The organism is Paenarthrobacter nitroguajacolicus, assembly GCF_007786235.1.
GTDB classification, from domain to species: domain Bacteria; phylum Actinomycetota; class Actinomycetes; order Actinomycetales; family Micrococcaceae; genus Arthrobacter; species Arthrobacter nitroguajacolicus_A.
Map to the genome: position 1 here is coordinate 29,421 of NZ_VNFK01000010.1, position 18,336 is coordinate 47,756.

Here is an 18,336-nt window from a genome sequence, read left to right on the forward strand (position 1 = left end):
GCTACCCGCCTATCTGCTGCATCTGCAACGTGATCTCTTTCTTGTCGAATGTGAACCCGATCAGCCGCCATTCGTGCCAGCCGTGGTCGAGGAACAATTGCCCCGTGGTTTGCAGGTTGACAGTCCCGCCCGGAAGGAGGTCCTTGATCGGCACCTCGCCGGTGGTGGGGATTTTGAAGCTCGCCTGTTGCGTGTACTCGTCCGCGACGGACAGGTTGGCGTTCACCCAGCCTTGCAGGATCCCGCCGTCCGGGGTGTCGTAGGACTCCACTGTTTCCAGTGCCGGGCCGCTGCCAGTGAAGGAGTCAGCATCCCTCACGAGTAGTGACCGTTCGGAGCCTTCGCCGGTGCCGATGTGACGGTTTGTGAGGTGGTCAGCATCCGTTTCCAGATCGAAGTCCTTCACGTCTGTCTTTGGGGCGGTGGCGTCCCATTCCCACTCGCCCTGGGTGAGTGATCCGGAGCGCATCACCCACCGGAAAGTCTCGGTGGCGTTGTCCCACTGGGGGTCGAAGTCAACGTTCGGGCCGCCCTCGGACTCCATGATTTCTTTGAGAGCTTCGGACACCTTCGTGAACTTGTACCCGTACCATGTCCGGGTGTCCGGGCCCACGACGTCAGCGTCCATGATCAGCGGGAGGCTATACCGGCCCGCCGGGGAGCCGGTCATTCCTCGGTTCACCACGAGGTTCGCGTGTGTGGCAAGGGTCTTGTTCGTCCAGGTGATCGGCGCCGCGGACTGGTCCCCGTCACCCCGGACGGTGAGGATATGCCGCCGCTCCCAAAGCGCCCAGACGTCCTTGTGCGTGACGGTGACGATACCTTTGAGCTGCTGGACGTTGGTGATGAACCCGGCGTAAACCGCTTCGCCCTCCCACTGCGCCACAAGCATGCGTTCCCACGGCATCACTGACTGTTTCGTGAGTACCTCGGCGACGCCCGGGTCTTTGAGGTTGAACGTCGCCGTGCCCTGAGAACCGCCGTTCAGGCGCCGGCCGCCGGTGAATGTGCTGGCCGGGAGCTCGATCTTGTCGCCCCATGTGGATGTGCTCACTGAGTAGAACTTCCACATGGGGCGGCTCCTAAATGTAGGTGTCAGTCAGGGTCAGAGTCACGGTTCCCGTTCCGGTGGTGACCGGCTCGATAGCCAGGGCCGTTGGTAGGCCCGGTGTGATGAGCGGCTTGAAGCCCCAGCCGAGCCCGCCGGGAACAATGACCCCGTTCACCCGCAGGCGCCCGGTGCCGTAGTCGATACTGTGCGGCTGCCCTGCAACCAGTGCTCTCGTCACGGTGAAGACTTGGCCTTTGATCGTCAGGCGGTAGCCGCCTGGCATGGACCCAGCCACGACAAAGCGCGGAACGGCGTTGTAGTTGCCCCGGTGGAAGATCCCGCCAATAGGCGAGCCCACCGAAGCCGACCACGTCCGGGTATCCCCGTACTTGCAGGGGTCCACGAACTTGATGCGCACCTGCCACTGAGCGAACGCGTCCGTGACCGGGTTGAAAAGGAACCCACTGTTCCGCCGCCCATCCGCCCAAAGGGTCGGGCCGTGGCCCTGAACCTTGAACCGACCAAACATGGAGCTAGACAGAAAGTGCCCAGCCTCGTGCAGTAGGTCATGCCCGTTCGTGTGCAGGTGACCTTGAAGCGTCAGGAGGCGGGCTTGGTTGAAGACCGGGAGGTCAAGTTCGCCGTCCGCGTCAGGGCGGTCCTCTGTATCGCCCCGCGTGTCCGGCGAACCCCACCAGTTCTCCAACCCGTCCGTGACCAACCAGCGACCGTAGCGGTCAACCCCGGCCAGTGTGCGTGCACCCCAGGTGATGTGCTCATCAGCCACCGAGCTTCACCCCCTGCTTCATCAGTTCGCCGCGGATCATTCCCATGGCCTCATCAGCTACTTCCCGCGGCGCGGTGGTGCCATTCACGTTGAGTTCGAGGCTCACTGAGACACTGGATCCGCCGCCGAACGAAGACGGGGCTGCCACCGAACCGACAGAGCCCATGGCGCCGCCCTTCTGGTGGCGTGGGATGTTCCCTGCCCGAAGGTCAGCGCGGAACTGGTAGACAGCCTGCTGGCCGCCCATGAGATCCACTTCCCGGTCCGTGAACACGTGCTCACCCTTGGCGCCCCAAAACAATTGGGAGTCCTGACCCTTCGGGCCCGGAGCAATATCAAGATCACCGCCACCGGCCCTTGCGGGGGCGAAGGTTCCCGGGCGGAACCCCACCATCGAAGGGTCGTCCCTGTACTCAGACTGCGAAATTTGAGTCTCAATGCTCCGGATGGTCTTCTCTTGGTGCTCTGTGTATGTCTTGACCACGCGCCCATCGATCGCATCCATGGACTTCTTGGTCTCATCAGCCGTGGCTTTGGCCTTGTCTGACATCCATGACTCGATGCTGACACCAGGAGGTATGCCAAGGATGTCCCGGGCCAGATCGACGGCGGCCTGGCCGTGGATGCCCATCTGGTCGGCGGACTTCACCAAATCGTCGTAGGTGGTGGTCAGCTTGGCTTGCAGCTCGTCCTGGCCGAGTCCTTCGGCGGCTTTCGCCTCGACCTCTGCCATGCCCTTGCGGGCTACGTCCTGCAATGCGCTGTTTGCTGCTGCACCAGCCTCCGTGGTCAGGTCGAAGTCTGTGGCCGTGTCATTAAGCGTTCGGCCCAGCTTGCCCTGCGATTCAGCGATGGTCTTCAACGTCTCCGGAATGCCCCGCAACGCGTCGTTGTACGCTGCGTTCGCGTCCCTCGCGGACATCGTGATCATGCCCGACGCGAAGAGCTGCTCAAGGAACTTGTCCATGTCCTCGATGACAGCGTCCAGACCCACGCCAGTTTCATCCAGCGAACCCTTCAAGACCTCCTGAGCCTTGGAAGCTCCAACCGCAGCCGGGTCTCCCTTGAGCATCGCCTCGGTCAGCGCCTCCTGCGAAACCTGTGTCTCACCGTTGGCGGTCTTCGTGGCGAGGATGGCAGCCTTGTACTCCGGGAACAGCTCAACAAGGGCCGATACAGGCTTGCCCTGCGCCTCGGCAGCATCTGCAGCTAGCTTGAACCCAGCCGCCGCGTCTTCAAGGTTCCCGGACTGAGCCATGGACGCTAGTGACTTGTCCATATCGCCCAAGGCGGCCTTAGTGACGTTGATGCCCGACGTCGCGTTCTGGCCCGTCACAGTTGACCAGAAGTCATTCATGTTGTCGTTGAACTGCGGGTTGAAGATGCGCTTCATTGCCGAGTCGAGGTCATTTACGGCGGTGAACGTCGAGTTCCCCGGCTTCGTGACGCCGTTGAATGCCCCGTCCAGGGACTTCTTCGCAGCGTCACCCCGGGTTGCGACACCGGAGAGGGCATTGTTGAAGTCCTCAACGCTGGTCTTGGACCGGCTTCCGTCCGTGGCAGCCGCAGCCAGCGCCGCAGCCGTAGCAAGTGCCGCGTACGCTGCGGCGGCGGCCCCAGCAACTTTGGCGGCTTTCCCGAGCCCACGGGATGAACCGTCAGACTTCGTATCCAGAACCTTGAATGCCTCGGCCGTGTCGCGGATCTTTGGAATCACTGTCAGCAGCCCGCCGGCGAGTAGCGCGGCACCGCCGGTTACTCCGGCAAGGACAGTGACGGCACCCTGCACTGGGGCCGGGAGGGAACCAAACCCCTGAGCCAGCCCGGAAACACCCTCAGCGAGGCCCTGAATCACAGGGAGAGTTGCCGCCCCGGCGTCGATGGCCGCGTCCTTGATGTTGTTCCAAGCAACCTTGACCTTTGATTCGGTCGTCTCGTACCGCTTGGCTGCCTCGTTGGCGAGGGCAGTGTTCTCCACCCATGCCTTCGACTGCAGAGACAGCGAATCCGAAAGCAGGTCACCGGCGCCGGCAAGTGCCAGCATGACCTGCATTTCTTCGGTGCCCTTCATGCCCATGTCGCGGAGCATCGCCACGACGTTGCCGCCCTCGGCGTTAGTCCGGGCCATGCCCTTGGTTACCAAGTCGAGGGCTTTCACTGGGCTGTCCCGGAATGCCTTCGAAAAGTCCTCCGCTGACGTGCCTGCGGCCTTGGCGAAAGCTTCTAGCTTGGGCCCGCCGTCCTGCACCGCGCCATACATCTTCAGCAGCGCACGGGTCGATACTCCACCGCCCAGCTCAGCCTGGACGCCCATGGAGGCCAGAGTGTTGGACAACGCCAGCACTTCACCCTCGGTAGCGCCCACGGTCTTACCTGCACCAGCGATCCGCTGGGCCATAGAAAGGATCTCTTTTTCGGTGGACGCGCCATCGTTGCCGAGTGCGACGAGGGTGGCACCAAAGTTGTCGATGTCCTCGCCGCGTGTTCCGAACACATTTGCGATCTGGGCTATCGAGGTGGCCGCTTCCTCGGCGGTCAAGTTGGTGGTCTCGCCGAGGTCAACCATTGTCTTGGTGAACTTGAGGATGTCCTCCCGCTTCACACCAAGCTGTCCCGCAGCCTCAGCCACGGCTGCGATCTCAGTGTGAGTGGAGGGAAGTGTCTTGGCGAGTTGCCGGAGGCCACCCTCCAGTTCCTGCATCTGCGCCGGGGAACCGTCAACGGTCTTGGTGACACCGGCCCAGGCCGATTCCCAGTCCATGGCAGCCTTGGCAGACGCGCCGAGGGCCGCTACAGAGGTCGTCCCGAAAATGAGTAGGCCCTTGCCGGCCTTCTCGGCTGCGTCAGCCTGCTGCTCCTTTGCCTTCGCATCCGATTTGGAGGCATCTTCGGACTTCTTCGAAGACTTAGCTGCGTCTTCGGAGGACTGGGCTTGTTTCCGGTTGCCCTTAGCTACCCGCTCCGAACCCTTCTCGGACTTGCTGGCCGCCTCATCAACAGCTTTGCCCAGGGCCTCCTGAGCTTTGGTCGTCTCGTCGGTGGCCTTCTTGGCTTGCTCCTGACCCCGGACGAACTTCGAGACTTCAGCTTCGAGCCGTACAACAACTGAACGCTCGGACACGGAGGCCTCCTATGAAGTTTTTCCCTCCACGGTCAGGAGGGGCTTGGTTCCAGGGCGGGTGTAGATCGTGTAGACCTTTTCGCCTGGCTCCGGCACGTAGCGGTCGGAGCCGCTCCCGGCGGTGGCTCTTTCACGGGCGGCACAGGAGTGGCACTGGACCTTCTCGGCGTCGTACCAGCCGTCGTTCTGTTTGTGGTGCGCGAGGATGGTCGGTTGCCCGCAGGCGCACAGCCCGTCTTCGTACACCTGCAGGGCGAGGGTTAGGACGTAGTCCATTTCCAGCCAGTCACCCCGGTTGCTGGTGAACCAGTGTGAGGGTGGTTTCCCGCTGGCCCTGGCGGTACGGAGGACTTGGACTATCCCTGCGAACCGGCGCTGGTGCCATAGAGCCTGAGCAAAAAATCCGCGTCCACCTCGGGGAGCTTGTTCTGTGCGATCTGGCGGGCCTCGAGGATGGCCTGCATCTGCGCCGCGCCGATGCCCTCTTCCAGCGCCCGGACCTGGGCCGGGGTGAAAGCGGCCGACTGCTTTTCTTTGCCGATAGGCTCCACGGCCACGATGGCGAGGGCCAACAGGTCATAGCCGAAGGATTCGTTCGAGTCCTTCGGGGTGATTTCCTTGCCCTCGATTGCCTTCTCGTGAGTCTCGCGGAGGTCCTTGAGCTCCTGCCGGGTGAGAGCACGGACGTGCACAGTGGACGCGGACTCGGAGAACACGGTCAGGAGGCGCACGTACTCTGCTTCGAGTTGCTTCAGTTCGGACTTATCGCTGGACGTCCGTTCGCTGTTGTCGGTAGCCCTAGCGACGTCGATCTTGTGCTTCAGCGCGGTGATGTCTGAGATGACGTCGGCCCGCATGTAGACGGTGGCGGATTCCGTGGGCAGGTTCGCGCCCTTGATGAATGCTTCGACGTCGAACGTTTCGGGTGCAGTGGTCATAGGGGTTCAGGCTCCTAAGTTGGGGGTGGGTGGCAGGCTCTGAAAGGTTTGGGGGCCGTGGTGCGCGGAGCCTGAATCACGCGCACCACGGCAGCTCTTGTTACGGCGTGCCCGCGAGGACGGCCTTTTCGACGATCATGTCCTGAGCGGCGAACGGTACGCGGCGCTTGATGTCGCCGTCGTTGTTCACACGTGCAGGGTTGTCGGAACGGACCTTGCCGCCGAGATCGATGATGTCCCCGGCCTCCCAAGGCTCGGTGGAGAACTTGTCTGACTCGCGCATGTAGATCCCCACCTCGGAGCCCTTGACGCGGACAGCCTCATAAGCCTTGTCGCCGGCGATCGAATCCGGGCCGCCGGCCTCGAGGTATTCGCGGATGAAAGTCAGTGCGGTGTCGTAGTTCGACGCGCCGAACGCGGACGAGTTGCCGACCTGGCAGGAGGTCTTCTCGTTGAAAGTGTCGGACGCGGTGGGGGACCACGAGATGTCGGATTCGAGCACGACGCAGGAGAAGTCGATCCCTGCGTTCAGTTCGTCTTCGTTGGGGATTCCGGAAGCCGCGGCGGGCTTCTCAGTGAGCAGCGCCCACTTCTTCTTTCCGTCTGCAGAACGCTTCATTCTGCGACCTCCTTTTTCTGTCCCGGCACGGCCGGTTCCTTGACTTGGGTGGTGGCCGGGGTGGCCGGTTCCTGCACTCGATTCGAGGGCGGGAGTTTGTAGTTGAACGGGGGAAGCAGGTAGTGCTCAGGCACGCGCCGCTTCTCGCCGCCGTTCGGGGGCGCTGCTGTAACGAATCCGTCCTTAGCCATGGGGTCTCCTAGTTGGTGATGAGCCGCCACTGGAGGGGCAGCATGAACCTTGCGGGGGTGGTTTGGGTGTCGAGGATGGGGGCTTGCTGGTTGAAGCCGTCCGGGTTCGGTTTGATCCGGCCCTTGCCAGCCTGGAGGTTCGTGAGGGCTTGCTTCACTGCCTCGGCGACGGCACGCACTGCGGGGGTGTTGGACGCGACAACGGTCACTTGGAAGTCGAGGACCAGAGTGTCGGTGTTGTGGGTTCCGCAGGACGTGGGTTCGTCCGGGTTGTCACCGGCGCCAAGCCACAGAACCGCGTACGGGAGGATGAACCCGCCCGCTTCCGGAACTGCCTTGGGAACAAATCCGTCGTAGACGCTGATCCCGGCGACGGTCTTGAGTTTGGTGATGATGGCCGTGGCCAGGGGGGTGACTTCAACCACCGAGGACCTCCGCGCCTAGTTGGGCCATTGCCTGTTCGAACGGTCCGGAGATCTCGTCAGCGGCTGGGCCCATGAAAGGCTGCGGGGCCATACGGGAGGTACCGAGTTCGACGTAGGGGCCGTATTCGGCGGTGGGTCCGAACTCGGCGCCGATGGTGCCGGATTGGCCCACGTTCCGGAGGTCGCTGTGCCCGATGGTGGACTTCAGGTTGCCTGTGTCGACCGGGACTTTGTTCTTCGCGATCCGGGTCCCATCAACGGCTGTCTTCCGGACGACGATCTGCGCCCTGGGGCCGGTCTCCCGTGCACCTTTTCCAAGGTCGGCGGCCAGCTTGCGGAGTTCCGAGGCGTCAGCACCCATGGATGCCTCCTAGTCGGGGTTCTGCTGGGTTTGGTTGTCCACGCAGATGACGTCGCGTTCCCATTCGAGGGATCCGAACATGATTTGGACGATGCGGAGCTGCCGGCCAATGGTGTGGATGACGTCGCCTTGCTCACCTGCCCGGAGTTCCGGGAGGGCCACGCCTTCCGTGTTGGTCAGGGGGAGTGGCACGAGGTAGCGGCGTTCCGTGGTGGGCTGCTCGCCCGGGGTACCGCCACCCTCGTTCTTGAGCTCCTGCACACGGCACAGGGTGGAGTGAATAGTCTCATCGTTCGACCAGTCCTCAGGGAGCGGGAACGGTGGGGGGCCGTCGCTGATGCGCTTGATCACGCATGGGGCGCCCATCGTGGAGTTCGCCACCGGGCGGTGGTGTTCAGCCCAGCGCGGCGGGATGACCTTATAACCGGGGAGTGGGCTCACCAGCGATACTCCTCACCCTCGGCATGTGGGGCGGGAGAGTAGCCCACGACGTCGAACCACGCCTGGGTGCCTGAGTCATCGACGAACCTGTCGCGGAGCTTGGCAGCTTGCGCTCGAAGTTCAGCAGCCACCGCCGGGCCATCCGTGGAGAGATCCTGTGTGCGGATCTTCTTTGCCAGCAGCACCTCGGACGTGGCGATGGCATCGAGAGAGTCCGCGGCAGCGAGGAGGACGGCGTCGTCGTTGAGTACGAGGTACCCGCCGATGACGTCAGCGGGCAGTAGGAAAGCGTCCTCATCGAGGTCAGCGATCAGGAGACGGACCTTGCCAACGTCCGTTGTGAAGTCGATGGCCATGGTGCCTCCTATGAAAGTTTGGGTGGTGCCGGGGTGGGGTTGATTTGCCCTATTTGTCACCCCGGCACCTTGGTGGTGCGTTGTTACGCGGTAGTGCCGGTGGAGGCGTACGCGAACGTGGTGTCGAGCTTCGCGCCGCCGGTAATGTGGCGGCCGCGGTAGGTGATGGTGTCGTCATCGATGGAACCCTCTTCGATGCCGATGGCGCCACCATCCACGCGTTCGCCCTGATCGCGCTTGACGCGGATGTCCACGGTCTCTTCGCCGACCATGGTGACCTTGCCGAGAGCGGCGAAGTCGGATTCCTTGGGCGGGAAGAGGTACCAGGACGTGGCCGAGTTGGCAGAGACGTCGAGGACGGACAAGCGCCAGGACACGACGATGTTGAACTTCCCGAACAGGGGGTTCTTCTTTGACGTACCACCACCGGCGTCCACGCGGGGCTCGTTGATCAGTGCCTCAGCTTCAAACTGGAGCGACTGGGGGATGAGCAGCGTGATCGGGCGGCCGTTGAAGTTCACGGGCAGGCCGTCAGCGTTCTTACGGCCGATGATGGTCTTGTACGCGGCGAGAAGGTTCGCCTCGTTGAGGATCTTGTTGGAGACCGATCCGCCGAAGAACTCCGCGATGGGGCCGGTTGCGCCGACGAACTTCTCGAAGACCTTGCGGTCTTCAGTAGCGCGGGCCGCCGTGCCGAAGCGGCCAGGGAAGTCGAGGAGCTGGTAGTACTCGTTGTTCTTCCGTGCCTCGAAGGTCAGGGCGAAGAAGTTACCCGTCTTGCCTGCGGAGAAGGTGAACTCGGACTCATTCAGGGAACGGCCCTTGTACTCTTCACCCTCGGCGACGTCGTCGAATGCGTCACGGCCGCCGAATACATCGACGTTCTTGGCCGGGCGGAAGTCCTTGACCTTCTTCTCCGGAACGAATGTCTGCCACTCGGGTTCGGTGTTCTGGTAGGTATCGCGGGCCTCGATCTGGAAGGCTGCGCCCAGAAGCTTGGGGAAGTCCGACGTGCTGAAGGCTTCCTTCATGCGGTACTCGGCGCCTGCGGACTTTCCCGCGACACCCTCGTTGAACAGCTTGGCTGCTTCGAGGATGCGGCCCTTGACGGAGGGCGCAATGCGGAAGCCCTCCTTGGCGAGGATGTCGCCAGTATTCAGTGCGTTCATTGCGTTTCTCCTTACGCGCCGACGGCGGTCTGGTCGGTGTAGCCGATGGGTACGACTTCGAGTGGGCCGGCGGCGGCGGACTTGGTGCCCAGTGCGGTACCGAAGCGGTAGTTGCTGGTAGCGGTGACGTTCAGGGCGCCCGCTGCGGTGATGTACACAGGCAGGCCCTCGGATGCGACAGCACCTGTGACGGTCAGGTCGTAGGACCCGTCGAGCCAGATGGTGCCGCGTTCGCCACTCTTGGTGTCCTTCACGGCGACGCCGCAAATGGATCCGACGCGGACGGGTTCACCGGACAGGCGGTCGTACGGGAACGTGACTTCGATGTGCTTGCCGTGGGTGTAGCGCTGGTTCTTCATGGCTTAGTTGCCTCCCTTGAGGGCTTTGAGGATGTCGGCGTCCCCGACTTCCATGGCGACTGCTTCCTGGGCGTTCCCGGGAGCGTTGGTCTGGCCGGCGCCGTGAACGTTTCCTTCGCCGCGGGCAGCGCGTATCTCGGCGGCAGCCTCGACGGCGGTGTCCTTGAGCGCGGCAGGGTCGAACGTCTCAGCGGCCAGGGCGGCTGTAACGAGCGATGCTCGGGTGACCTTTGCCTCAACATCGCCGAATGCCTCGGCGACGATGGCCTCAGCGGCGGACTTCCGGCTGTCGCCTTCCAGCTTCGCGTTGTCCGTCTTGAGGGTGGTGTTCTCAGCTTCCAGCGCGGTGGCCCGGCTGGCGGCTTCGCGGAGCTGCTTGAGCTCGGCGTCATCAATGGTTGCCATGGTGGCTTCCTCCTGATTTTCGGTTACCGCTGCCGGGTTCGGAGCGGAATCTTTGGACTCCTGGGCGGGAGTTACGGGGACGTACTGGGTGACCTTGCGGACTTCCGTGGATTCGCCCGAGAGGGCAGCGACGTCGTCCGCGACGGTGTAGCCGACTTGGTATGTGGTGGCTTTCGCTTCGGCTTGGAGGCTGAACCACACGTTGGTGTCGTCGTGGTCTTCGAGCCACACATAGGTGTGGTCGTCGCCGTAGGCACCCCGGACGAGTTCGCGGAGCTGGCTGCGGAGATCGTTTGCTGTGACCTCGTGCGCCTTGATGGCGAACGCCTCGATGACCTTGTCGATCTTTCCGCCGCGCCCCGCGACCGTGACGAAGTCGACCCGGTTGAGTTTGTGCGGGTACATCGCTTCGACGATCTGACCGCGCCGGCCTTCGGCTTCACCGGCTTTCATGTCCACGCCAACGGCGACGGATGTGCCGATGTACTTGGCGAACTCGGTGATTTCCGGCCGGTACTTGGAGCCAAGCAGCGCGGGCGCAGCGAGGCGCCCCTTCTTGCCGGTCTCTGCGTCGAGGTAGTTCGGATCCCAGACTGCGTCTTCCTCGAGCACCGCAGCGAGAGTCGTGAGTGACCCAGCGGGCCGCTCGTACTCATCCGAGGAGGACATGTGATCGATGTGCATCTGAGTGCCCTCGGGGAACACCTTGTCCTTGGCTGCCTGCTCGAGAACTTTGTCGGAGTAGTAGCCGGATGATCCCCAGCCAGGCGTGATGAGGGTAATCATCAGTTTGCCGGTGGAAGAGGGGGCGCTGAGCTTGCCTGCCTCGGTGATGAGCTTGGCCATTGACAGCCTCCTAGAATGGTTGTGTGGGCCTTGATGACCGGAACGACAGTGCGGGGGTGCCTGGGGAGTGCCCCGGGCACGAGTGGAAGGCGTCAGTGATCCACTTGCGTGCCGCCGGAGGGTCCCTTGAGGTGAAGTGCAAGTGGTGCGGGGCCGTGCAGTTCGAGCCTGGCCTCAGCGACTGATCAGGTCCTTGACCGGAGTCGCGCCAAAGGAGTCCCGCCAACCGTCCGTGCTGTGCTTCGTGGACAGATCCGCCCATTTGATCTGCCCTGACTGAAGTAGCTCCAGACGTTGCGCGCCCATGATCGCTCTCTGCGTGTCCGGCGTGAGGTTGTTGAACGCATCTTGCGCACTGGGCGTGACTGAGGCGGGCTCTTTGATGTCGAAGCCCAGTTCCTTCCACGTTTTCGTGAGCGTGACGCGAGCGCAGCGGCCGTTCTGGTGGTCTAGCGGGCCGGGTACGTCGTTCTCGTACTGGGTGCCGTGCTTGGACCAGCAGGACGGGCATGTGCGGGCGCTGAGCGCTGCGTGCCATTCCCACCCTGCGAGGATGTCCGTGTTTGCCTTCTCCGAAGCTTGCGTGGCTGCCCTGTGGGCGTCCAGCGTTTCGGTGCGGGCGATGGTGAGTGCCCGGGTGAGTCCGCCGTTGAACCGGCCCTCAGCTTGGGAAATGATCTTGGACGCTGTACGGCGAGGGTTGTCACCTACTGCGATGCCCCTGATCAGTTCCCGCTTCATGATCCGCTCGACGTCCGCCGGCAGGGGCCGAGTCGTGGAGTGGATCTGCTGCGTGGTGCGCTCCACGATGGCTGCCAGTGCCTCCGGGGACATCCGGGTGAACGAGACACCGACCTGGGCGGCGTTCGCCGGGAGCTGCGAACTGATGAGCGCGGAGTGCGTGTCCAGGGCGTCCAGCACCGCGGCGCCGACGTCGTTCACCACAATCGTGTTTGTTTGAGCTGCGAGGCTGTCCAGCATTGTCCGGGTGGCCTGCAGCGAGTCGCGGAGGCGGATGTTCCTCGCCACCACGGAACGGGACACGACACCATTGCTGGCCTGTGCCATGAGGTCCACAACAGCGGCTTGGAAGTCCGGGGCAAGAGCGTCCCACGCTTCCACCCACGCCCGGGTAAGGGCGAGGGTTTGGGCGTCCGTCGTGCGCTCCAAGCGCTCCCGTAGGTCCGCGACGATCCGCAGTGTTTCCTGAGTGATCGCCATCAGACCTCCTGAAAATCACCTACGGAAGGTAGATGAGCGCGAGCACCAGCAGGACAGCAAGGACGACAGCGGCCATTATCTGCGTGCCGTCCATTACTTCAGCGCCGCTGCTGGGTCTTTGCCGTCCCGGAATGCCTTGGCGGCAAGGTCGCCTGCTGTGGCGTCCGCTGCGGCTGATGGGGGGATAAATTCCCCGGCGTCGTTCACCATGGCTGCCAGTAGGTCGTCGATGTCGCGGACTCTGAGGGCACGCAGCACGAGCTTGAACTTCTCCACCGGTGGAAGGACGTCCATGTCGTTGGCCTTCTCAAGGGCGCCCATCAGGATGTCCAGCGGGATCTCTTCGAGCTCTGGCCAGATAACCTCTACGGTGGCGTCGGTGTCGCCCAGATCCACGAGTAGGCGGTCATCCTCCCGGGTCACGGTCCCTTTCAGGGGTCCTCGTGGGGCGATGACGGCTTGCTCGATGACGTACCCGCAGGATGCCCGGTAAGCCTGAGACCAAACCTCTTGCCGGTTCATCAGCTCAAGGTACTGGGGCCGGTCCAGTGTCTCAGCGACAGCACGGGCGCCGGTCACGCCGGGGTCCGCCAGCAGGATCGTGACGTTCACGCCCAGAGCGGCCGCAGCCATCGCGGCGAGGGGCCGCCCGGACTCGGAGTCCAGTGTCGCACCTGTCTTCGGTACAGCCTCCAGCGTCTGGCCTTCACCGAGGGACACCGAAGATCCGGCGCCCATCTTGTTGAGCGCCTCGAGCCCGGCACGCTGCACCTGGGAGGCTTTCGCCTTCGAGGATGAGGCGCGGAACGCGATCCGAGACAATGCCCGGCAGAGGGTGGCCCAGTCCTCAAGGAACTCCTTGTACGACCGGCACCACGGCAGCGCGGCGAACCCGTCACCAACACCCCACACTTTGGACCCGTAAGGGTTGACCTTGACGTGCAGGATGGGGGAATCCCACCGCACCTCAACACCGTTGTAGGACTTCTGCTTCGTGGCCGGCTGGTACTTGAGCGCCGGGTACAGGGCCTCGTACTCGCGGGACAGGGAACCGAAGGTGTTTGTGAGAGTGGTTTCAACCCAACGGCGACGGTAGAACCACGGGGTGGTCTTGTCTCCCGGTTCTGAGATGATCTCCACGATTTCGTCGAACGGCAGCGGCCGGACCTTCACCCTGCCCGTGAGCGGGTTGGTGAAGTGAGCGAGGAACACGTTCCCGTCCGTACCAAGATCGTTCTCCAGTGAGATCCGAGCTTGTGCGCCGGTGACGGCGTCCATGTTGCCTTCATCGTCCAGGAAGGCCTTCACGACAGCGTCAACGTCCTGCTCACCGTCGTCGCCGGTGGCGCGGGCGTTGATCTCCACGCCCTGCCCGAATACGTACGATGCCCGGATCCCGAGTCCACGCTTCATAAGCGGATTGGCAAGGAACATCACCCGGCACAGCTCAGCGTTGCGGGTCAGCCCTTCACGGGTGAACTCGCGCTGCCCTGCCGCGGTGAGGGATTCCCAGCCAGTGTCCTCGTACATGAGCTGCAACCGGGCGAGGTTCTCGTTCGCCGTTTCAAGTCGGTAGGCCGCGTCCTCCAGCCGCCACGCTTCGACGGTCGGTTCCTGCTCTGTGGCCTTCTTGAGTCCGAGGGCTTCCATGATGCCAGGCACTGGGCCCTCCAATCAGTACGGGGTGATCGCGTACCCTCTCAGGTCCGCTTCTTCGTAGACGTCATCCTCAACTTGGTCGCCCAGCCCTTCAGTGAGGGGCATGAGGAGGACTCGGTTGATTGCCTGTGACATGGCGTCGATGGTGTCGTCGTGGGCGCCGTTGGGGAACGCTTTGCCCTCTTCGACGAGCTCTTCCACATTGGGAAGTAGTTCCTCGGTGGGGAGCACTACGTTCTGCGCGTGGGCCAGCGGAGAAATTGCTGAGGCTCTCGCGTACTTGGACCCCTCCGGCTCGATGGGTATCAAGCCGACCAGTTGGGACTTGAGCGCATTGATCGCAGCCGGGCCGTTGGCCTTGTCCTCTACGAACTTCGCGATGGCTTGCGGCCACTTCGCGGAAAGCGCTTTGATGGCCAGCAGAGACTCGTTGAAGTTCATGCGCCGGCGGACTTGATCCAACAGGTACGCGGACGTGCCGACCCGCAGCCAGACCTGCCCAACGACGAAGTCAGAGGTGGGCTTGTCCTTGAACGTGAGGTCCCAGGACTGCACCAGCTCGTGATCGTCGCGCCCGATACCAGGGACCGTGCGTGAACCGTCTGGGTGCTCGATCCAGAGCGGCTGGGTGTACCGCGCCCATTCCTTGGGGAACACGTTGCCCGTTTCTGGATTCGGTGAGCCTTGGTAAAGCGCAGAGAAGTCCCGTGGTCCGGCTTGGATGCGGATCTGTTCCCACTCGTCAGGTGTGCGGGACTGGCCGGTTCGTTCGTTGGTTCGGGCGGACTTCATCCATTCGCCGGGTTGCCGGCCGAGGGGGTCTGTTTCTCCGGCGTCCGGGTCGTGGTTTGCCTGTGCGGGGATGTTGATGACCCGCCAACGTGCCTTGTCCGGCTGGGACAGGAGGAAGCCTGCCATGTCGTCGACGTGCCAGCGGGTGAGGATGAGTATCACCGGTGCGCCGGGTGCGAGGCGGGTTGAACCGACTGAGCGCCAGAAGTTCTTGGCCCGTTCCCGGAACGTGGGTGATTCTGCCTGTTCACGGTTCGACACGGGGTCATCGATGAACAGGATGTCCGCGGGCTTACCCGTTAGGCCGCCAGTAAGGCCGACAGCCTTCACGCCACCTTTGTGCCCGTCGAGCTGCCATTCGGATGCTGCGCCGTTGTCAGCGCTGATCCGGAGGCCGAGATCGAGAGTTCCCTCTTGGCCTTGGTTGTCCGTGATGAATCGGCGGATGTCCCTGCCGAAGGTGAGTGCCAGCCCAGCGGAGTAGGACACGACGGCGATGCGGCGTTCTGGGTTGCGGGTGAGGAACCAGAGTGGGCCGATCTTCGTGACCCTCGTGCTTTTGCCCTCCTGCGGGGGCATGGAGATTATGAGGCGGTCGCAGGTGCCGTTCTCAACGTCCATGAGTGCCTGGTCGATGAAGTCCAGCGCGGGGGTTTGGATCGTCGACGGGTCCACGGCCTTAGCAAGCTGCCCGGGGGAGTCCCAGTGCGGGCGCTCGATCTTTTCGGGTTCCGGTGCCGGCTCGAACATGCGGGCCGCGTGCTCCCACATGTCGATGGTCACGGTGGGCCTCCAATAGGATTCAGTGGTGGAAAAACTGAAAATCTGGTTCTCAAGCCGACCGTTGGGGGCCTATTGCGCAGCGCTGGGCATAGTCGGCGCCGCCGTGACTGGGGTAGCGTTCGTAGCGGTCTGGGGAACCGCTTGGGGCAAGGACCTATTTGCGCCCGGCGCCGTCTTGATGACAGTGGCCCTGACTGCCTACATCGCGTCCCGCGGCGTTGTTAGCTGGCAGGAACAGAAGAAGCGTGACCGAGAATCAAAGGAATTTGAGCGTCGAGAGAAGGTCTACTCCGAAATCGCAACGTTCATGCTTCAGCGGTTCATCGCGACTGACCGCACACCCGAAGAGGTGAAGGCAGATCGCAAGACGGATGCGGAATTGCGTACCCACGCGGCGCTGTGGGCCAGTTCGGGCACAGTACACATGCTCGCTTACTGGCAATCGCTTCTGTCCGATGTCGATGGGAGCGCTTTGACTCCCATGCAATCCGAATTGCTGAAACAATCGTTTGGTCGGGCTCTTGTTGCCATGCGCGAGGATCTGGCCCCGAACCCGGACGATCATGAGCTTCCCCGCAATGTCATCTTGAAATCGATCTTCAACGACTAAAGAAAGTGTGTGCCCCGCCAGTTTCTTCCGCTGGTGTGGGCGTGCCCGGTTTTGGTGCCAGCCATAAGGCTCCGTGGTGACTGCCGCCCAGCGCGGCTCGGAACAGGCCGGGACGATGCAGCGCTGTTACGGGCGCTTCCCGGATGGTGGGTCATCACCCTGTATCCCCGCTTGCATGTCGTTGTTTCGGCGGGGCTAGAGGGGCTGACAGGGAATCGAACCCTGATGTGGCAGGGGTGGTTACCTGCATAACCCGTTCAGCCCTGGACGCGAAAGAACCCGCCTCGTTGGGGGAAGGCGGGTTCTCACGGTGTTGCGGTGGTTAGCCCCAAAGCCAGTAATCGCATCATGAACAGGCTATGGATTATTTTGGCAACTGTCAAGCGTCATGCGGCATTTGCTAGTTGTTCTCGCCTGCCGGTGGGTGTTTCCCGGTATGCCGCAATGACCGCCGCGGGAGTGTAGAGCTCCCGGCGGGTGTCCACGTCGCATGCGTCGGGTTCGAGCTTTCCGGCGTTGACCCAGTTGCGGGCCTTCTTGATGTCGATCCTCGCGTGCCCTGAGGTGGTAAGCCATCGGGCGATGTCCGGAAGGAAAGCTTGGACGTGCCAAGCCTCGGAGATCAGCCATCGCTGGCGCTCCCGGCTGCCGTCCGTAGCACCGCAGAGCCTGCACTTGGCGATCTTCCCGCCGACGATGGACATCATGGTCCCGCCGCAGGGGAGGCCTCCGATTTCGTTCCAGCATTCGCCCAGGCTGACCCGTTCCGCGCTCCGGTCGGTGGCGTAGCGGCAGTCATTGAGCGCTTCCCGCAGCTCTTCCTTCAGTGTGGCCGCCCATTCCATCTTCCGGATGAATGGGATCTGGGTGAGCAGCCATTTCGCGATGACCGGCGGTTCCCCGAACGGACCGACGGTGGGGAGCTGCGACTTCCAACCGCCAAGGATCACTCGGAGCGTCTGAGCTTTGTCGAGGGCGTCCAGGTTCGCGGGTTCCCGCGAACCCGCGTGCCCGCCGGAGCCGCCCACGGAGGGCGCCCCGACGTCGAGCCGTGAGCCGGACACCATGATGTCTTCCCACACCCCAGCCACGGCGCGAAGGTCCTCTTCCAAAGGAGTGGTGCATTGGTGGCAGAGGGTGAACCCATCATGCAAGGGTGCTTCGCAGTTCCCACATTCCGTGCCGGGTGAGCCGGTGCTGTGACTTCCACCCGTGATGACCTGACTTGCGTGCATGATGACCCCCAAAACACTCCCCAATCCCCAAGACCTTTACCAAGCGCCAGTTTAACATCTACAATGCGTTTCCTCCGGCAAGAAGACGGAGCTGTTGAGGGACGATTTCCGGCACCAACGCTTGCTGCGCGGGGGACAGATTGAGGGCGGCGAGGATACGCCGGATCGCCTCAGCCACGAGGGCGCCCTGGGATTCAGCAAGCTTGACCTTGCGCTCCTCAATGCCAGCCTTCAGAGCGAGAGCGCACACCTTCGCGAGGTGGTCGCGCTCTTTGAAGTAGAGCTGATACCAGATGTTGATGCCAGCCTGTTCAACGACAGTCTGGCCCGCGTCTTCACCACCGGTCTTGTCCCGATACTCGGTCTGACCCCACACGAGGGAATGAGCGTTGGGGTTCCCGGACTCATCAGAGCCTTCATGGAACTCGGAGTCGCCATCCTTGTTCCATGTCGTCCGGTCCTCAGTGCCACGCGTGAGCTTATCCACGGTGTCCAGATCTTGGACTTTCTCCCGCAGCCAGGCGACGTGGCCGGCGGTCCAGTGGATCTCATCCAGCAAGGCTTTGCCTGGGTCGATGTCGATGGGCAGGCCGAGGGTACGCACGCCGCGCTCTAGTTCCTTCTGGGCCTGCGCTTCAGCGACCCGCCGTTCGGCAGCCTTCCGGGCTTGTGGTGAGTTCCCACCGTGGCGGCCACAACGCGTGGCACCCTCAGCGGGTGACAGTCCGCAGGGCTTTTCTTGCTTGTTCTTCGCCCCGCAGATCGTTCTACCCTTCACGATCTGGCCGGGCGCGTATTTCGGATCACTCGCCATTACTATTCACTCCTAGATCCTGGGTGGGCTGACTGACCACACCTATGACAACAGCCTCATAACAGTTGCGTCACAACTGTAGGGAAAGTTAATGCAACATTTTTCTGCTGAGTTCTGCACAGCAGCGGGGCGTCCGGGTGAATGCATGTTGCA

The 18,336-nt window shown here is 62.7% G+C and carries 20 protein-coding genes; 1 reads left to right on the forward strand and 19 read right to left on the reverse strand.

Translation table 11 applies throughout. The annotated features are described in order from the left end of the window. Window position 1: 1 nt before the first annotated feature. The 17 genes from FQP90_RS13595 to terL all read right to left on the reverse strand — a co-directional run bounded on the left by FQP90_RS13595 (window position 2) and on the right by terL (window position 15,524). Window positions 2-1,072, reverse strand: coding sequence for a hypothetical protein (locus FQP90_RS13595; protein ID WP_144651347.1), 1,071 nt, complete (start codon window positions 1,070-1,072; stop codon window positions 2-4). 10 nt (window positions 1,073-1,082) lie between these two features. Further along, window positions 1,083-1,838: a hypothetical protein gene (locus FQP90_RS13600; RefSeq protein WP_144651348.1), complete on the reverse strand. Its 756-nt coding sequence runs from the start codon at window positions 1,836-1,838 to the stop codon at window positions 1,083-1,085. Then, window positions 1,831-4,959, reverse strand: a complete 3,129-nt coding sequence (locus tag FQP90_RS13605; RefSeq protein WP_144651350.1) for a phage tail tape measure protein — start codon at window positions 4,957-4,959, stop codon at window positions 1,831-1,833. The genes FQP90_RS13600 and FQP90_RS13605 overlap by 8 nt, the downstream gene beginning before the upstream one ends. Before the next feature lie 9 nt (window positions 4,960-4,968). Further along, entirely contained in the window at window positions 4,969-5,235 is a 267-nt protein-coding gene (locus FQP90_RS13610) for a hypothetical protein (protein ID WP_144651353.1), read from the reverse strand. Between the two features lie 80 nt (window positions 5,236-5,315). Then, on the reverse strand, window positions 5,316-5,897 hold the full coding sequence (locus tag FQP90_RS13615; protein WP_144651354.1) for a hypothetical protein: 582 nt from the start codon (window positions 5,895-5,897) through the stop codon (window positions 5,316-5,318). Window positions 5,898-5,997: 100 nt separating this feature from the next. Further along, a complete protein-coding gene (locus FQP90_RS13620) occupies window positions 5,998-6,516 on the reverse strand; it encodes a hypothetical protein (RefSeq protein WP_144651356.1) in 519 nt (172 codons plus the stop codon). Then, window positions 6,513-6,707, reverse strand: a complete 195-nt coding sequence (locus FQP90_RS13625; protein WP_144651358.1) for a hypothetical protein — start codon at window positions 6,705-6,707, stop codon at window positions 6,513-6,515. The genes FQP90_RS13620 and FQP90_RS13625 overlap by 4 nt, the downstream gene beginning before the upstream one ends. An 8-nt stretch (window positions 6,708-6,715) precedes the next feature. Further along, complete coding sequence (locus tag FQP90_RS13630) at window positions 6,716-7,132, reverse strand: hypothetical protein (RefSeq protein WP_144651360.1); 417 nt, start codon at window positions 7,130-7,132, stop codon at window positions 6,716-6,718. Further along, window positions 7,125-7,493 (reverse strand): HK97-gp10 family putative phage morphogenesis protein, encoded by a 369-nt coding sequence (locus FQP90_RS13635; RefSeq protein WP_144651362.1) that lies wholly within the window; start codon window positions 7,491-7,493, stop codon window positions 7,125-7,127. The genes FQP90_RS13630 and FQP90_RS13635 overlap by 8 nt, the downstream gene beginning before the upstream one ends. A 9-nt stretch (window positions 7,494-7,502) precedes the next feature. Continuing rightward, the gene (locus FQP90_RS13640; RefSeq protein WP_144651364.1) at window positions 7,503-7,934 is read right to left on the reverse strand and encodes a DUF6093 family protein; all 432 of its coding nucleotides are present in this window, start codon (window positions 7,932-7,934) and stop codon (window positions 7,503-7,505) included. Then, window positions 7,931-8,290: a hypothetical protein gene (locus FQP90_RS13645; RefSeq protein WP_144651366.1), complete on the reverse strand. Its 360-nt coding sequence runs from the start codon at window positions 8,288-8,290 to the stop codon at window positions 7,931-7,933. Before FQP90_RS13645 ends, FQP90_RS13640 begins: the two co-directional genes overlap by 4 nt. 83 nt (window positions 8,291-8,373) lie before the next feature. Beyond that, window positions 8,374-9,459 carry a phage major capsid protein gene (locus FQP90_RS13650; RefSeq protein ID WP_144651368.1) on the reverse strand — a complete coding sequence of 362 codons (1,086 nt, stop codon included), beginning with the start codon at window positions 9,457-9,459 and terminating at the stop codon, window positions 8,374-8,376. An 11-nt stretch (window positions 9,460-9,470) separates the two neighbouring features. Beyond that, entirely contained in the window at window positions 9,471-9,818 is a 348-nt protein-coding gene (locus FQP90_RS13655; RefSeq protein WP_144651370.1) for a DUF2190 family protein, read from the reverse strand. A gap of 3 nt (window positions 9,819-9,821) precedes the next feature. Continuing rightward, window positions 9,822-11,069 (reverse strand): hypothetical protein, encoded by a 1,248-nt coding sequence (locus FQP90_RS13660; RefSeq protein WP_144651372.1) that lies wholly within the window; start codon window positions 11,067-11,069, stop codon window positions 9,822-9,824. A 174-nt stretch (window positions 11,070-11,243) separates the two neighbouring features. Next, a complete protein-coding gene (locus FQP90_RS13665; RefSeq protein WP_144651374.1) occupies window positions 11,244-12,290 on the reverse strand; it encodes a phage minor head protein in 1,047 nt (348 codons plus the stop codon). A gap of 93 nt (window positions 12,291-12,383) precedes the next feature. Beyond that, on the reverse strand, window positions 12,384-13,952 hold the full coding sequence (locus FQP90_RS13670; RefSeq protein WP_144651376.1) for a hypothetical protein: 1,569 nt from the start codon (window positions 13,950-13,952) through the stop codon (window positions 12,384-12,386). 12 nt (window positions 13,953-13,964) lie between these two features. Next, complete coding sequence (gene terL, locus FQP90_RS13675) at window positions 13,965-15,524, reverse strand: phage terminase large subunit (protein ID WP_144651378.1); 1,560 nt, start codon at window positions 15,522-15,524, stop codon at window positions 13,965-13,967. A gap of 25 nt (window positions 15,525-15,549) precedes the next feature. On the opposite strand from terL, the gene FQP90_RS13680 reads away from it, so the two are divergent. Further along, complete coding sequence (locus tag FQP90_RS13680; protein ID WP_144651380.1) at window positions 15,550-16,134, forward strand: hypothetical protein; 585 nt, start codon at window positions 15,550-15,552, stop codon at window positions 16,132-16,134. 386 nt (window positions 16,135-16,520) lie between these two features. On the opposite strand, the gene FQP90_RS13685 is transcribed toward FQP90_RS13680, so the two are convergent. Together FQP90_RS13685 and FQP90_RS13690 are read right to left on the reverse strand one after the other, a co-directional pair. Then, on the reverse strand, window positions 16,521-17,369 hold the full coding sequence (locus tag FQP90_RS13685) for a hypothetical protein (protein WP_144651381.1): 849 nt from the start codon (window positions 17,367-17,369) through the stop codon (window positions 16,521-16,523). A 58-nt stretch (window positions 17,370-17,427) separates the two neighbouring features. Beyond that, a complete protein-coding gene (locus FQP90_RS13690) occupies window positions 17,428-18,183 on the reverse strand; it encodes a hypothetical protein (RefSeq protein WP_144651384.1) in 756 nt (251 codons plus the stop codon). Window positions 18,184-18,336: the final 153 nt, after the last annotated feature.

Bases quoted from the DNA above. Each gene is read 5' to 3' on its own strand.
- FQP90_RS13595 (WP_144651347.1), bottom strand. From the start codon at position 1,072: ATGTGGAAGTTCTACTCAGTGAGCACATCCACATGGGGCGACAAGATC.
- FQP90_RS13610 (WP_144651353.1), bottom strand. From the start codon at position 5,235: ATGGACTACGTCCTAACCCTCGCCCTGCAGGTGTACGAAGACGGGCTG.
- FQP90_RS13615 (WP_144651354.1), bottom strand. From the start codon at position 5,897: ATGACCACTGCACCCGAAACGTTCGACGTCGAAGCATTCATCAAGGGC.
- FQP90_RS13620 (WP_144651356.1), bottom strand. From the start codon at position 6,516: ATGAAGCGTTCTGCAGACGGAAAGAAGAAGTGGGCGCTGCTCACTGAG.
- FQP90_RS13625 (WP_144651358.1), bottom strand. From the start codon at position 6,707: ATGGCTAAGGACGGATTCGTTACAGCAGCGCCCCCGAACGGCGGCGAG.
- FQP90_RS13635 (WP_144651362.1), bottom strand. From the start codon at position 7,493: ATGGGTGCTGACGCCTCGGAACTCCGCAAGCTGGCCGCCGACCTTGGA.
- FQP90_RS13645 (WP_144651366.1), bottom strand. From the start codon at position 8,290: ATGGCCATCGACTTCACAACGGACGTTGGCAAGGTCCGTCTCCTGATC.
- FQP90_RS13650 (WP_144651368.1), bottom strand. From the start codon at position 9,459: ATGAACGCACTGAATACTGGCGACATCCTCGCCAAGGAGGGCTTCCGC.
- FQP90_RS13655 (WP_144651370.1), bottom strand. From the start codon at position 9,818: ATGAAGAACCAGCGCTACACCCACGGCAAGCACATCGAAGTCACGTTC.
- FQP90_RS13660 (WP_144651372.1), bottom strand. From the start codon at position 11,069: ATGGCCAAGCTCATCACCGAGGCAGGCAAGCTCAGCGCCCCCTCTTCC.
- FQP90_RS13665 (WP_144651374.1), bottom strand. From the start codon at position 12,290: ATGGCGATCACTCAGGAAACACTGCGGATCGTCGCGGACCTACGGGAG.
- FQP90_RS13685 (WP_144651381.1), bottom strand. From the start codon at position 17,369: ATGCACGCAAGTCAGGTCATCACGGGTGGAAGTCACAGCACCGGCTCA.
- FQP90_RS13690 (WP_144651384.1), bottom strand. From the start codon at position 18,183: ATGGCGAGTGATCCGAAATACGCGCCCGGCCAGATCGTGAAGGGTAGA.